This window comes from Nostoc sp., from assembly GCF_036917275.1.
GTDB lineage: Bacteria > Cyanobacteriota > Cyanobacteriia > Cyanobacteriales > Nostocaceae > Nostoc.
Genome location: NZ_JBALDF010000008.1, coordinates 70757 through 85442, shown reverse-complemented (window position 1 = coordinate 85442; position 14686 = coordinate 70757). Strand labels below are relative to the sequence as shown.

Here is a 14686-nt window from a genome sequence, read left to right as displayed (position 1 = left end):
AATGGGTAATTGGTAAGAAAAATAATTACCCATTACCCATTACCAATTACCAATTACCTTTGAAAAATAATCATGTTTCCAGATTTCTCCCAGTTTTGCACCTTAGCGCAACAAGGCAACTTTGTCCCGGTATATCAAGAATGGGTGGCAGACCTAGATACGCCCGTATCTGCTTGGTATAAAGTCTGTGCAGGTCAGCCCTATAGCTTTTTGTTGGAATCGATAGAAGGCGGAGAAAAACTAGGACGTTATAGTTTAGTGGGCTGTGATCCGGTTTGGGTTTTGCAAGCAAGGGGCGATCGCACGACACAGACAAACCGCGATGGTTCGCAGGTCGTTTTTGCAGGCGACCCTTTTACAGCTTTAGCCGAATGTTTAGCACCTTATAACCCAGTTAAGTTACCACAGCTACCGCCAGGAATTGGCGGGTTATTTGGGTTTTGGGGCTATGAATTAATTCGCTGGATTGAGCCGCGCGTGCCAATTTATCCACCAGATGAGCGAAATATCCCTGATGGGTTGTGGATGCAGGTAGACCACCTATTGATTTTTGACCAGGTAAAGCGGAAAATTTGGGCGATCGCTTATGCTGATTTACGTGACCCCAAAGTAGATTTAAAAGCAGCATATCAACAAGCTAGCGATCGCGTCACCCAAATGCTCGAAAAGCTATCTTTACCTTTATCGCCGCAAAAAACCAGATTGGAATGGAAACCGCCTGGAAGTAGGGGAGTAGAGGAGCAAGGGAGCAGGGGAGCAGAGGAATACACCAGCAACTTCACCCGCCCAGATTTTTGTGCTAGTGTCCAAAAAGCAAAAGAACATATTAAAGCAGGCGATATCTTCCAAGTAGTAATTTCCCAGCGATTATCAACACCATACATAGGCGACCCCTTTGCCCTTTATCGCTCCCTACGTCAGATAAATCCTTCGCCTTACATGGCTTACTTTAACTTTCAAGATTGGCAAATCATCGGTTCTAGTCCCGAAGTGATGGTGAAAGCTGAAACTGATCCACATGGTGGAGTGATAGCAACGGTACGTCCGATTGCAGGAACGCGTCCACGAGGTAAAACCATCAATGAAGATGCAGCCTTCGCTAAGGATTTACTCGAAGATCCTAAAGAAATTGCCGAACATGTAATGCTTGTTGATTTAGGGCGGAATGATTTGGGGCGTGTTTGTGAAAGTGGTAGCGTCAAAGTTGACGAATTAATGGTAGTTGAGCGCTACTCCCATGTGATGCACATTGTTAGCAATGTTGTGGGTAAATTAGCACTTGATAAAACAGCATGGGATTTACTGAAAGCTTCCTTCCCAGCAGGTACGGTAAGCGGCGCACCCAAGATTAGGGCGATGGAAATTATCCACGAGTTAGAGTCTAGTCGTCGCGGTGTTTATTCCGGTGTGTATGGATATTACGATTTTGAAGGACAATTAAATACTGCGATCGCAATTCGCACAATGGTAGTGCATGATAATACGGTGAGTGTACAAGCCGGTGCAGGTTTGGTGGCTGATTCTGAGCCAGAGAAAGAATACGAAGAGACGCTGAATAAAGCTAGAGGTCTATTAGAGGCGATTCGTTGTTTGCGTTGAACTGGGGACTAGTACACTGTGGCGTCAGTTTGCCTACCTTTAACCAGTTGCTCAAGCTCGAATGATACTAGGATAAATGATCGCTATTTCAAAAATTAAGCGAGCTAATAAGAGTTAGCCCACAAAAATATAGAATAATCCCATAGATAGGTGTGCTGAACTGCATATTATTACTTTGCTAGATAGTTAGACCGCAGCAATGTTTTGATTTCAAGGAAATGAACTTTCAATTGTTGCACAACGACTCAAAGAGACTGATCACAACGTTTTTGGTTTGACTAGAAGTGAAGCATCTGCACAAAAGCTCAAAGCGCTTGAGATGGAGCCAGTTTTAAGAAGTTTACAAGACAGAGAAAAACTGAAGATAGCCGCACGCTCTTGTGATGGAGTCATTCATACCGCATACACTGGTTTATCCTCCTTGTCTTTCGGTCATCCCCTCAAACATGAGCGGTCTAACTCTTATCTATGCAAATATTCTTTGTTAGGACTTACGCAATAACTCTCTGAAACCTTACCTTATTCCTTTGTGTCCTTTGCGTCCTTTGCGGTTCGTTCCTCATATAGTTTGGCGCATCTTCATACAGAATTGGTATAAGCGTTTATATTCAGAGCGACAGTGGTTACTATAGTGACAACTGGTAAGCTACTTTCTTCCAGTCCAAGATTACCTATTTTTTATGACAAACACTATTTCAATTACCGATTCCCTGGTTCCTAATCCTGTACCGAAACCAGCAATCATTCGATTAAAAAACATTTTCAAGATTTATGGTAGTGGCGAAACAGAAGTACGAGCGTTGAATGATGTCAACCTAATTGTGGAACAGGGCGAATATTGTGCAATCATGGGACCTTCAGGTTCTGGTAAATCCACAGCCATGAATATTATCGGTTGTTTAGACCGTCCCACAGGCGGACATTATTACTTAGATAACCTTGATGTAGCTCAAATGGACGATCGCTCATTGGCACACATCCGTAATAAAAAACTGGGGTTTGTGTTCCAACAATTCCACCTATTGTCCCAATTAACAGCATTAGAAAATGTGATGTTGCCGATGGTGTATGCTAATGTCAACCCAAAAGAAAGAAGCGATCGCGCAACAGTTGCACTGACAAGAGTCGGTTTGGCAAATCGCCTCAACAACAAACCAACTCAGCTATCTGGTGGACAACAACAACGAGTAGCGATCGCCCGAGCGATCGTTAACCGTCCTGTGGTACTCTTAGCCGATGAACCTACTGGCGCCCTTGATACGCGCACAACCCAAGAAGTATTGGACATCTTTGGCGAACTCAACGCCAGTGGAATCACTGTTGTCATGGTAACCCATGAGCCAGAAGTTGCCCGTCAAACTCAGCGCATCGTTTGGTTCCGTGATGGTGAAGTAGTACACTCCAATCTCACACCATCTGACTTGAATCAGCTTGCTGTGTCATAAATTTTTAATTTGTTGACTGCAACATTTCTCAAATTCTGTGCTGCAATGGTGAAGCCTATTTGATTTTTAAGAATTGAAAACCACAGATCCCCGACTTCTCTAATAAGTCGCGGATCTTGTTTTTCCCGGTTATGGATATGGATTTAGTCTAATTACAAACTTGATGTTTTGCCAGTTTCTGCTTGCGTTGCGATCGGCTTAACATCCGTGTAACCCACTTCACCAGCTATTGTCCGAAACACCGACATTTGTTCTTCAAATTCTAATCCTTCAATTTGGGAAACCAAATCATTAATTTCTTTAGCTGGCTGGTAGGTGCTTGGCAAATCAACTACCGTATCCCCCATAGCTACCGCCCAAGCATACCAAACTAACAGTTGGTTGTTTTCTTTGATCGCCCCATAAGCACGAGAATATTCTGTATCTTTGCGGTTAACTATATCCCGCATGATATCTAGTTGTTGCTCATCTGATAACTCAAAATAGTCTCCTAGCAGAAGTGGTGCTAAGTCTGGTTCGGCAGCAGCAGGAGCAGCTGGGGTGATCGAGTCACCCATTTTTTTATAAACCAAATAGAACCAGGCTAATTTTGCATCAGTATCTAAGGCATTAAACGCATCCACCAAGTTTTGAGTTTCATTGCTTTGGGCTTGAGAAATATTTTTATCGTAACTTGCAGTCATAAATTTGTTTCCAAAGAAATTTTACCCGCCGAACTAAGGCTTACCAAAGTTTGAGCATCAAATTCTACTACCGATAGAAAGATTTAAAATAATTTAAAATTGCAGTTTTAATCTACCTTTTAATAGAGGTAAAAGTCTCCCGCAAGAAGCAATGAAGCAACACATTACTTTGCTACAATCGCTACAGTAATAAAAAATTTACCTAAGGTTTTAATTATGCCTGATGAAGAAGTGAAGCCCAATTTGAATGAAGCTTCCACCCAGGATGCACAATTAGCTGCCGAAAGTATAGCTAGTGGTGAAGAAAAAGCGCCAACGGTGGATTTTGATAAGGATTATGCAACTGCACAACAATTCAGCGTTAGTGATGTAGATCGTACAGGTGAAGGTGCAGCAGCAGCCGAAGCAGCCACTGCACCTCAATATCAAACCTCTAAACCCCAACAGACAACAACTCAAGCGCAGTCAACTGGTAATCCTGATGATTTTCTAGAGTTAGCCAAGGAAGTTGGGAATTATAATAATGAGAGTGTAAGTAATGTCAGTGATGATCTATTACAACAAGCTTTGGAAAAGGGTGAACGGAAAAATTAAGTTTTCCTGATATCTTGCTATTTTGTCAGGTGGGCAATGTCACAAATATTAAAATTTAAGTTTTCGGCATTGGTAGATATTGCCCTCTTTACTGTTTTGGTCAATCGCCAATAGTTAAGATTTTTACTATCGACTTTTGATTATTAATTAATTAGCGACTATTCATGACTTCAAGTAGTTCGCTAGGTCTTTGAATTAAATAATCTGGATTTTGCTTGGCTAGTATTTCCGGTGAGTTAAAACCCCAAGTCACTGCAATTACTTGGATATTTGCTTTTCTTGATGCTTCTATATCTCTGGTTTCATCTCCGACATAAATAACTTCTTCAGGTTTTAGTTGATTTTGCCTCAATACATTATTGATTATGGTTGTTTTGCCAAAAATTGTAATTCCTGAGTAGATAAAATCAAAGAGGTGATTTAAATCATTAATTGTCAGGAATTGCGTAACATTATCTTTAGAATTAGAAGTGATAATGCCCAGTTTATATCCTTGATTTTGGAGTTCCATTAATGCTTCTTTAATTCCCGGAATGGGCTTTAATTCTGGGATTTTGTTTTTTAATTCCCCTTTAACTTTTTTGACCAGAAAAGGAATTTTAAATAGAGAAACTCCTGAGTACTTAATAATTTCCCTAGATGTTAAGTTTTTAAGGAGGGCTAATTGCTCTGGACTTATGTGTCTATAACCAAAGTCTATAGCTAGACGATTAGCAATACTAACAAGGGCATCTACTGTATCAGCAATAGTGCCATCAAAATCAAAAATAATTACTTTCGGGGTCATTCTTTCGCCTGGATGCGTCAAGATTAGCTAGGGCGTTGCGTCGTAACATTTCTGGCTTAATCCGCCGCAAGGCAGATGCTGGAAATCGTTTATCCCACTCCTGATCTGAGATTTGGGCTAATTCTAGCAGTTGGGGAGCAATATTCACTGGATTTGGCTGAAAGTCTTCAATATCAGTTGTGTTGGCAAAACGTTGATTCCAAGGACAAACATCTTGACAAATATCACAACCAGCAACCCAGCCTTGCAAATGAGGTGTGAGTGTCTGTGGCAATTCCTCTGCCCGATTTTCAATCGTATGATAAGCAATGCAGCGATTAGCATCCACGACAAAAGGCTGAGTAATTGCACCCGTAGGACAAGCCTGAAGACAACGAGTACAGCTACCGCAGTGTTCTGTATGCGGGCGATCGCTCTCTAATTCCAAACTTGTCAACACTTCTCCCAAAAATACCCAAGAGCCAAATTCCGGTGTAATCACATTACCATTTTTGGCAATCCAACCAATTCCGGCAAGTTGAGCCAACACTTTCTCTTGCACCGGGCCAGTGTCTGCATAATAACGAGTTCGTACACCTTGATCAAGTGATTCTAGCCATGTAGATAGTTGCTTGAGTTTTTTATGCATTACCTTGTGATAATCCCTTCCCCAACCATAACGGGAAATTTTGGCGTATTCCTCGCCTTGGGGACGTTGATGTGCTGTATAGTAATTCAGCGCCACACACACTAGCGATCGCGCTTCTGGCATGACTAAGCGGATATCCTGACGTTTTGGGTTAGCCATCCATTCCATATCGGCGTGATAACCCAGTTCAATCCATGCTTGTAACCTCTGCGCTTCTGTGGCATCTACCCTATCGACAGCAGCAATTCCAACTTTGTGAAAGCCCAACTCGCTGGCTCTCTCTTTTACTACACTACTGCTTGTTACGGAATACTGATTCATTTTTTTATTTGGATTTTGCCTCATTAAAGGCATATAAATCATACATTACGTAGTCAATACCTTTTATTAAGATTTGTTGCTTTTTCTACATATAAATTTTATTATATCCTGGTAACTAATTATTCAGAAGATGCTATTTGAGATTGGTCTGAGCAAAACTTCTATCGTGAGAAAGATTTGTATATGTATGGCAATCTATCTCAATAGCGGCTTTCTTTTTACCGATTTTTGTATTTAAATTAATATTTAGCTAGGATATACAGGTAATTTTATGACTTCTGCTGAATCTATATCGCCAGCGCATTTGAAAGAAAAATTCCAGATTGAGGGAATTACAGAAGCAAGTGTACTGCGTTATTTTGAAACCTTAAATGCAGGAGAATTTGAGGAAACTGCTGCCTTATTTGCGGTAGATGGTGTGATGCGTCCACCATTTGAATCTGATATTGTGGGGACAGATGCGATCGCAGCCTACTTAAAACAAGAAGGCCAAAACATTAAAGCTTATCCCAACGCAGGAATAGCTGAGACTTTAGAAAATGGTGATATCCAAGTTCAGATAACAGGCAAAGCACAAACCTCATGGTGTAGTGTGAATGTCTTGTGGCTATTTATCCTCAATCAACAACGGCAAATTTTCTATACTAGAATCAAACTTTTAGCTTCTCCCCAAGAGTTACTTTCTTTACGTCGTTAAAATTAGTAAATAAGTATAATTACTTAGAAACGTGTGCTTATACCCAAAACAAAATCTCGCCATTGAAAATTCGTATATCAGATTACTAGAAAAATAGTAAGTTTTGTCAATTAAACTAATTCAGGTAAAGTAGCTTCTAACTTGAGACAGTTGGCACCATTAATCTGCAACTGATAATCTACCTTATCCATGAGACGATTCATAATTAGCCAACCATAACCACCTTCTTGTTTTTCCATAGGATTTGGAGCGTAGTAGTTAGACATATCAAAGCCTTCGCCGTAGTCCCAAATTTCTAAGGCAAGATCCCGATCTTTGACTTCCAAACGCAATAAAATCGGTAAATTTGGTTTGTCCTTGTGAGCATGACGGACTGCATTTGAGTAGGCTTCCACCAAAGCCAGTCTCAAACGACTTGATTGCCGCGACCAATCCACAGAATCTCCTAACTGGATTTTCAAACATCCCAGCAACCAGTTTTCGACAATATTCAGAAAATTCAAGTCACTTGGTACATGAAGCTCACTTTTCATTACTTACAAAATCTCCAGCGAAAGTATAGTTTGATCGTCTTCTTGAACGTGGTTATCTGCCTGGATGCGAGCTAGTAAATGGTTAAGAGAAAGTGGTTGTTGCTCTTGTTGTAACAGTTGCCAAAGACCATCTTGATTGAGCATAGAACGATTAACTGACTCAACGCCAGACCCAGTTTCTACTGCTAAATAAAAATCATTTGATACCATTGCTTCTGTAATTCCATCGCTGGCTAGTAACAATGTGTCTCCAGCAGCGAGAACCAAGCGACCAGACTGTGCCTGCCACTTGGGCAAGATCCCTAAAGGAACGCTACGGACTTTCAGGTAATTGGGATTGTCGGCTAAAGCGCCTTGGCGTGACCATAACAGTGGGTAGATATGACCGGCATTAGTGTAGACAAGTTCCTTAGTGGTAGGGGTATAACAGGCTAACACAAGAGTGATGAAATAATTGTTGCTGATTAAATCTTCACTGAGAGCGTGGTTGAGGTTTTGCATAACCACATTCGGCTCGGCTGGTGCTTCTTGAGATAATTCCCGGCGCAAAACTGAAATAATACTAGCCATAAATAAAGCAGCTGGGACGCCTTTGCCAGAGACATCACCCACTGCTAACCACAAATCACCTTTGGGATGAACAAAAACTTCAAAAAAATCGCCTCCTACTTCTCGCGCCGGGTAACAGCAGGCTTGCACCTTCACACCTTTGATGTCGGGTAAACTTTGGCGTAGCAAGTTGTATTGAATTTTGCGAGCTACTTCCAACTCATTATGAATCTGCTGTTGCTTTTCTTGGAGACGCTGGTAGAGTTTTGCTTGAGAGAGGGCTAAGGCTGCTTGTTCGGCAACACCTGCAATCAGTTGGATGTCTTCGTCTTGCCAGAAGCGATCGCCTCCACATTGGTGCAGGGCCAGCACAGCCAACAAATGCTGCTGGTAGCTAAGTGGCACAACCAGGTGGTGACAGGGGTTGCCGTCGTATATTTCTTGAGCAAGTTGATAATGACGGGTTTCCAGTACTTTTTCAATTAAAGGACTGGGATCGAAGAAGGAATCTGATCCACGCGATTGAGGATCGCGGTATAAGAACTGGTCTTGTGTCAGGCGATCGCCCTCTACTGGTCTGAGCAAGCAACTGGTAGCTTCAAATCTTTGTCCAATAGTTGCTACAATTTTTTGCAGCATACTGTCGTAGTCTAAAGATTCCCGAATTGCCGTTGTTACCGCATTAAATAAAGATTCTCGCCGTAGGGACCGACGCAACTCTTGCGTGCGCTTCTTAACTAGGCGATATGTATCAGCGGCTTGCTCAACTAATGCCCTGAGTTTATCTGGATTCCAGGGTTTGGTAATGTACTTGAAGACCTGACCAGAATTGATCGCATCCACTAAATCTTCGACATCAGTAAAACCAGTTAATAAAATCCGAATCGTGTCCGGAAAGTGCTCTACAGTGCGACTAAAAAATTCCGTACCACTTATTTCTGGCATTCTTTGGTCAGAAATAATCACCGCCATTTCGCCAAATTGATCCAAGATTTCCAGAGCACCAAAGGCATGATTGGCTTTATATACTTGATAATCTCGCCTAAAAGTGCGGTAAAGTAAATCTAAGTTATCTGGCTCATCATCTACCACCATGAGCTTAAGTTTGTCTAACCCGATCTCAGCCATATTTGACTTTAGTTTTCACATATTTGAATAGCGAGATAGTGTGATGTTTATCCCACCTGATAAATAACAGAAAATCAGAGAAGCCATTCACTTTGAAATAACTTTCTCAAAGTTGTGAGTTTCTCTTGATCATCCTCAATTGGTCTACACCAAAATTAACTTTATCCAACTAACCCAGAACGCAAGGCGCGGACTGCTGCTTGGGTACGGTCATCGGCACATAGCTTATTCAAAATATTGCGAACGTGAGTTTTAACAGTCCCAACAGTGATATAAAGTCTTTCCGCAATTACTGCATTACTACAACCTTCGACAATCAACTGTAACACTTCTAACTCCCTTTCTGTCAGGCTGTAAGGTTGAATTCCTTCCAGATTCTCGACATCATCAGCGTTAGAGGCAATAGTTTTGATATCCACAAAAGCTGATTCCAACTTTTGAGGATTTTGTTGCGCTTGTTGTAATACAATTCGAGCGATCGCTGGATCGATCCAGGCGTTGCCATTGTAAGTTACTCGTATTGCTTCCAGCAAATTATCGAATTTGATATCTTTCATACAATAAGAGTCTGCACCAGCAGCAAAAGCTGCCAACACAGCTTCTTTGTTATCCCGCAGCGTCAAAATTAACACCTTGGTCACTAGCTGCTGCCCATTAGCAGTAGATTTTACCTCCCGTGTCAGCTCAATGCCATCCTTATCTGGTAAACCAATATCTACAATGGCAATATCTGGTTGTACCATTTTTAACATTTTTAGTCCCTCAGCAGCATTGGCAGCTTCACCTACAACTTCAATTTCATCCTTTTGCAGTAATGCTGTCCGAATACCCACACGAGTTAGATCATGATCTTCAATCAGAGCGATACGAATTTTACTCATAGCCAACTTCAGCCCGTTACATTACCTTAACCGTAAAGTCGAGTTTCGTGACATACTCCCACACTAACTGCTAGCAGTATAGTGGGGGCTTCTGTTCCCGGAACCAGAGTTGAGAGTTGAGCGTTTTATACTGAGTGAATATTACACCTTAACAATAAAATTTGGACTGATTCAGCCCAACTACAAGCGCCCAAAACTAATTAGTTTAATTATGCTTTCTATTGTTGCAGGGCAAGGGGGAATCTCTCCTGCCTAAGTTCTAATATAAAAAATTTGATAAACTTAACATTCAAGGAAATCTGGTGTGAGAATTACTCAAGAATAGGCTATGTCTAACGGCAATCAAGTATTTTCAGTGTTGGGAATACCAGTTCATGTAATGGCTAACTATCCAGGCTGGTTGTTAGAATGCCTGCACGCAGGCAGAGGAACTCATGTAGTAACGCTCAATGCAGAAATGATTATGCAGGCAGAGCGAAATCATTTCTTAGCTCAGGTGATTAAAAATGCTGAATTAGTGATTCCAGATGGAGCCGGGGTTGTTCTGTATTTGCGGTGGCTGTTATGGCAAAAAGTGCAGCGTTTTCCAGGGATTGAACTAGCAGAAAAACTTTTGCAAGAACTTGGACAACAGAAAACAGGGGCAAAGGTATTTTTCTATGGAGCAGCGCCTGGAGTCGCCTCAATTGCGGCAGATTTTTGGCAGCAGCAAATTCCAGATTTGAGTATAATAGGCACTCACTCAGGCTACCATTCCCCAGAAGAAGAAGCACAATTGCAACAAACTCTTGCTCAATTGCAGCCACAAGTTATTTTTGTCGGTTTGGGAGTGCCACGTCAAGAGTTATGGATTGCCGAAAACCGCCATTTGTGTCCTCAAGCAATTTGGATTGGCGTCGGTGGCAGTTTTGATATTTGGTCAGGAACTAAAACTCGCGCTCCCGCCTGGTTAGGAAATAATAATTTGGAATGGTTATATCGGCTTTATCAAGAACCTTGGCGCTGGCGGCGGATGTTGGCTTTGCCAGCGTTTGCTGTGAAAGCGTTTGTTTATCGTTTGACAGCAAGGGGTGCAATTAGTTGAGAGTGGTGAGTGTTATTACTTAGTTAATATTAAAGTCTTTAAAAAATTTTAAATTTTCTTTGTTGAATTTTAAATTCCCAGGCGAAACCTGGGAATCCTTATTTTGAGAGGAATGTCACATCTAAGCCGACGAACTGTTTGGTTGTGGGTATGAGGAAAATTTAACAATGCCAGTATTAACAACTCAAGTTAAAACACACAAATCCGTTCATAGAGAGGACAGTGAAACTCAACAGCACGGTAGTAATACTACTGCAAAGGTACAATTGCAATCTGTAACCAAGACTTATACTAACGGCACTCACGCCTTGTTGAATGCGAACCTTGAGGTAAAAAAGGGAGAATTTCTGTTTATCACCGGACCAAGTGGTTCAGGTAAATCAACGCTCTTGAAACTGCTGTATGGCGAGGAGTTGCCCACACAGGGAGAAGTAATTGTTGACAAATGTAATGTAGCAGGTTTACGGGGCGATCGCTTGTCATTATTGCGGCGACGGATTGGCATTGTGTTTCAAGACTACAAATTGATTAGCCAACGAACAGTAGCGGAAAATGTAACTTTTGTGCTGCAAGCTCAAGGGTATACCCGGAAAGAAATTCAACGACGCCTAGAACCAACTTTGAAACTGGTGGGTTTGCTGAGTAAAGCTGACTGCTTTCCAGATCAACTGTCTGGGGGAGAGCAACAGCGAGTGAGTATTGCCAGAGCGATCGTTGGGACACCACCGCTGCTGTTGGCGGATGAGCCTACTGGAAATCTCGATCCAGATAATTCCTGGCAAGTGATCCAGATTCTCCAGAAGTTAAATTCCTTTGGGGCTACAGTAATTGTTACTACCCACGATGAACAGTTGGTGCGGCGATGCAATCATCGGGTAGTGCAAGTTCACAATGGACGGCTGTCTCGAAAATAAGCATTGGGTATGGGGCAAATAACTAATAAACGTGGTGCTTGACTTTTGCTGATACGGGTACGAAAGTTGTTGCTGTTTTGGGTGCTAGGACTTGTAGGCGATGGTCTCCGACCAACCGGAGGCGATCGCAGGCTTGTAAACTCTTAAAAGCTGCCTCTCGGATCACAACTTCCTCCTCTCGACTGAGTAGGAGTTGTAAGCATTCGACAACATCTTGCTGCACTGAAGAATCAACTCGCTTACGGCTGATGATTTTAGTTAGTTGACGTAGGGCAATCAACCGCTTCAATGGATCTTTTTCTGTTAAATTCACCAACAACTGATCGAGGTGGTCTTCTTCTCGATTTTCATAGAAGTTGACAATTTGCCATACCAATAAAATTAAAGTTAACAGGGTTCCCACGCCTTGCACAATAGCACCAGCAGCAATCCAGGGGCTGTGAGAGTCAACCCAAATTGCAGCTGCCATGTAAGTGCTGACAGTAGCAATACCACCACTGACGACTGCTAAGGCTAACCGACGATTTGAACTGTTTAAGAACTTACGGATCTTAGACCAGTGCAATTGCCAGTCCCAATCCTGCATTGAGTAAACCAATACCATTATCCCAACGCCGATTAAGAGAGCCAATAGCAGTTTCCAGTTCCACAACAACATGGCAACAACAATTGTCAGAAACCCAAGAAAGCCTCCAGGCCCAGAGAAGCGCTTAAATGTTTGCTGCTTTGTAGCTCCTTTTGTCTTGAACTTTGTCAGCGACCAGTTCCAGATGGGGATCTGGTTGATCAATTGCTGCCAAGAAGACGAAGCCTGTGCCACAGTGTTTACCTACTTGATTACAAAATTACCTATTGTATAAGTTTTACTAGGGATGAAGAAAGGGTGAAGCCCCAAACCACAAGATGCCCGGTTTTCATGGACGGATAGTAGACTAGTACAGGACGGCGGAAATCAAGATAACATTTTAAATGCCTTAGAGCAAGGGCGTAAGGCTTTTTAAATTTTGAATGCGTGAATTTAAAGACAAAAACGAAAGTTCTCAAGGGTGAATTGACCATCAAAAGCACAGAAGGTAACGCTGTAGATGTTATTCACAGTTATGGATAATCAGGTATTGGGAGAAATTGCCGAGTCTAAATTGGCAAGATTAGCGCTTGGTAGTGCAGTTTGATCGAGGAGTTGGCGATCGCGATCGTCGGCGGAAAGCACTAGCCGTTGCGAACTAGTGACAGCGTTAACCGAGTTGAGGGAGGGTCTATTCTGTTATTTATGCTAATAATCACTACATTCAACAAAAAATACTTATGTTTCAACCAATAGGATTTGAACAACGCTCCATAAATACCTCACTAGGTAGAATGGTATATTATACTGGCGCTGGGTCACCTTGGCAGGACAATGTAACTGCCAAAGATGATCGGGAAACTTTGGTGTTCCTACACGGCTTTGGTGGTGGATCTTCTGCTTATGAGTGGTCGAAAGTTTATCCGGCTTTTGCCGCCCAATATCGAGTCATTGCGCCAGATTTGATCGGTTGGGGTAGGTCTGAGCATCCAGCACGGAGTTATAAAATTGAAGATTATTTGACCACTATTCGGGAGTTTTTTGAGCAGACTTGTACTGAACCAGTAACAGCGATCGCTTCTTCGTTGACCGCAGGATTTACAATTCGAGTAGCAGCAGCTCATCCAGATTTATTCAAGTCTTTAATTCTCACTACCCCCTCAGGACTTTCCGACTTTGGCGAAAACTACTCCAATAGTTTTTTTGCCCAGTTAGTCAGCGTTCCCCTTGTTGACCGTTTACTTTACAGCACTGGAATCGCCACCAGTGGGGGTATTCGCAGCTTCTTAGAGCAACGGCAATTTGCTCAGTCTAATCGAGTGTACCAAGAAATTGTAGATGCTTATTTACAATCTGCCCAACAGCCTAATGCTGAGTATGCAGCACTGTCCTTTGTCCGTGGCGATTTATGCTTTGATTTATCCCTTTACATTCAACAGTTAATCACTCCCACCGCCATTATTTGGGGACAAAGGTCAGAATTTACAGGCCCCTCAATTGGTCGCCGCCTTGCCGAAATTAATCCCCAAGCGATCCGATTTTTTCAACAGTTGGAAGATGTGGGTTTAACACCGCAGTTGGAATTACCAGCAGTAACAATTGGGTTAATTCGCAAATTTTTGCCTTTACTTAATTAATAGTTTGTTCAGTAATAAAAGCCCCATCTAATTTGCTACCTTTTAGGTTGTTTACTGATATAATCTCAACCATAATTGTGTAGCTACACTTTGGATTGTCGAGGCTTAATAAATTAAGGGCGTTATTGAATCATATTCTGATTTCGTAACGCCCTTAATTTTGGTTTAAATTTACTTACGTCATACTTATATCTACGGCAAAATATCTGACAATAAATATAAATAATTCAGTTACTATTAGTACTAATAAACCAAGTCGTGGGTTATTAATTATCGGGTTATTCTAATTAGGCGATCGCACACAATAAAATTTCGGTTATCTACAATGCAACCACGCCTGGAGGATAATCAAGTACTTAGTTAATCAGATATATTTTGGATTAAAAAAATACTACTTAAAAAGGCTTCTTAATTTTGTTGTTTAATTGGCCATCTGCGATCGCTATAGCCAAGCCAGTGCGTTGAGTAGCCAACACTGAACACGAGTGCGTCTACCTTATCTGATGACTGGCGTCCAGCTTTACCTACTTAAAGCAACTGGCGGATAAATTCTATTCGCCAGGGCTGGGCATATTTTTACACTCATTGAGATGCTACCAGGTAAAGTTCAAGACGAATGGTTTCATTATAGTATTCAAAAT

The 14686-nt window shown here is 41.8% G+C and carries 14 protein-coding genes and 1 pseudogene; 7 read left to right on the top strand and 8 right to left on the bottom strand.

The features are described from left to right. The first annotated feature begins 69 nt into the window (after window positions 1-69). Both trpE and V7K35_RS03280 read left to right on the top strand, forming a co-directional pair. On the top strand, window positions 70-1599 hold the full coding sequence (trpE, locus tag V7K35_RS03285) for an anthranilate synthase component I (protein ID WP_335076421.1): 1530 nt from the start codon (window positions 70-72) through the stop codon (window positions 1597-1599). A 680-nt stretch (window positions 1600-2279) separates the two neighbouring features. Further along, entirely contained in the window at window positions 2280-3044 is a 765-nt protein-coding gene (locus V7K35_RS03280) for an ABC transporter ATP-binding protein (protein WP_335076367.1), read from the top strand. Window positions 3045-3196: 152 nt separating this feature from the next. Here V7K35_RS03280 and V7K35_RS03275 read toward each other — a convergent pair whose 3' ends face one another. Next, window positions 3197-3727: an orange carotenoid protein N-terminal domain-containing protein gene (locus V7K35_RS03275; RefSeq protein WP_335076365.1), complete on the bottom strand. Its 531-nt coding sequence runs from the start codon at window positions 3725-3727 to the stop codon at window positions 3197-3199. Between the two features lie 216 nt (window positions 3728-3943). Between V7K35_RS03275 and V7K35_RS03270 the strand changes: the two genes are divergently transcribed. Further along, window positions 3944-4321 (top strand): hypothetical protein, encoded by a 378-nt coding sequence (locus tag V7K35_RS03270; protein ID WP_335076363.1) that lies wholly within the window; start codon window positions 3944-3946, stop codon window positions 4319-4321. Between the two features lie 151 nt (window positions 4322-4472). Here the strand turns inward: V7K35_RS03270 and V7K35_RS03265 are convergent, their stop codons facing one another. Together V7K35_RS03265 and queG are read right to left on the bottom strand one after the other, a co-directional pair. Continuing rightward, window positions 4473-5108 (bottom strand): HAD-IA family hydrolase, encoded by a 636-nt coding sequence (locus V7K35_RS03265; RefSeq protein WP_334792888.1) that lies wholly within the window; start codon window positions 5106-5108, stop codon window positions 4473-4475. Then, window positions 5083-6057 carry a tRNA epoxyqueuosine(34) reductase QueG gene (gene queG, locus V7K35_RS03260; RefSeq protein ID WP_335076361.1) on the bottom strand — a complete coding sequence of 325 codons (975 nt, stop codon included), beginning with the start codon at window positions 6055-6057 and terminating at the stop codon, window positions 5083-5085. Before queG ends, V7K35_RS03265 begins: the two co-directional genes overlap by 26 nt. A gap of 271 nt (window positions 6058-6328) precedes the next feature. Here queG and V7K35_RS03255 point away from each other — a divergent pair, with 271 nt between their 5' ends. Beyond that, window positions 6329-6754 (top strand): ketosteroid isomerase family protein, encoded by a 426-nt coding sequence (locus tag V7K35_RS03255; protein WP_335076359.1) that lies wholly within the window; start codon window positions 6329-6331, stop codon window positions 6752-6754. Window positions 6755-6864: 110 nt separating this feature from the next. Here V7K35_RS03255 and V7K35_RS03250 read toward each other — a convergent pair whose 3' ends face one another. The 3 genes from V7K35_RS03250 to V7K35_RS03240 form a co-directional block, all read right to left on the bottom strand. Further along, a complete protein-coding gene (locus V7K35_RS03250; protein ID WP_335076357.1) occupies window positions 6865-7287 on the bottom strand; it encodes an ATP-binding protein in 423 nt (140 codons plus the stop codon). A 3-nt stretch (window positions 7288-7290) separates the two neighbouring features. Then, complete coding sequence (locus V7K35_RS03245; RefSeq protein ID WP_335076355.1) at window positions 7291-8964, bottom strand: SpoIIE family protein phosphatase; 1674 nt, start codon at window positions 8962-8964, stop codon at window positions 7291-7293. 161 nt (window positions 8965-9125) lie between these two features. Next, entirely contained in the window at window positions 9126-9845 is a 720-nt protein-coding gene (locus V7K35_RS03240) for a response regulator transcription factor (RefSeq protein ID WP_335076353.1), read from the bottom strand. A gap of 328 nt (window positions 9846-10173) precedes the next feature. On the opposite strand from V7K35_RS03240, the gene V7K35_RS03235 reads away from it, so the two are divergent. Both V7K35_RS03235 and ftsE read left to right on the top strand, forming a co-directional pair. Continuing rightward, complete coding sequence (locus V7K35_RS03235; RefSeq protein ID WP_335076351.1) at window positions 10174-10929, top strand: WecB/TagA/CpsF family glycosyltransferase; 756 nt, start codon at window positions 10174-10176, stop codon at window positions 10927-10929. Window positions 10930-11096: 167 nt separating this feature from the next. Next, entirely contained in the window at window positions 11097-11843 is a 747-nt protein-coding gene (gene ftsE, locus V7K35_RS03230; protein WP_335076349.1) for a cell division ATP-binding protein FtsE, read from the top strand. A 22-nt stretch (window positions 11844-11865) separates the two neighbouring features. On the opposite strand, the gene V7K35_RS03225 is transcribed toward ftsE, so the two are convergent. Together V7K35_RS03225 and V7K35_RS03220 are read right to left on the bottom strand one after the other, a co-directional pair. Beyond that, window positions 11866-12663 carry an armadillo-type fold-containing protein gene (locus V7K35_RS03225; protein WP_335076347.1) on the bottom strand — a complete coding sequence of 266 codons (798 nt, stop codon included), beginning with the start codon at window positions 12661-12663 and terminating at the stop codon, window positions 11866-11868. A gap of 198 nt (window positions 12664-12861) precedes the next feature. Then, window positions 12862-13089 (bottom strand): annotated as a pseudogene (locus V7K35_RS03220) (hypothetical protein); the annotation flags it as partial. A gap of 59 nt (window positions 13090-13148) precedes the next feature. Between V7K35_RS03220 and V7K35_RS03215 the strand changes: the two are divergent. Beyond that, a complete protein-coding gene (locus V7K35_RS03215) occupies window positions 13149-14045 on the top strand; it encodes an alpha/beta fold hydrolase (protein WP_335076345.1) in 897 nt (298 codons plus the stop codon). Window positions 14046-14686 lie beyond the last annotated feature (641 nt).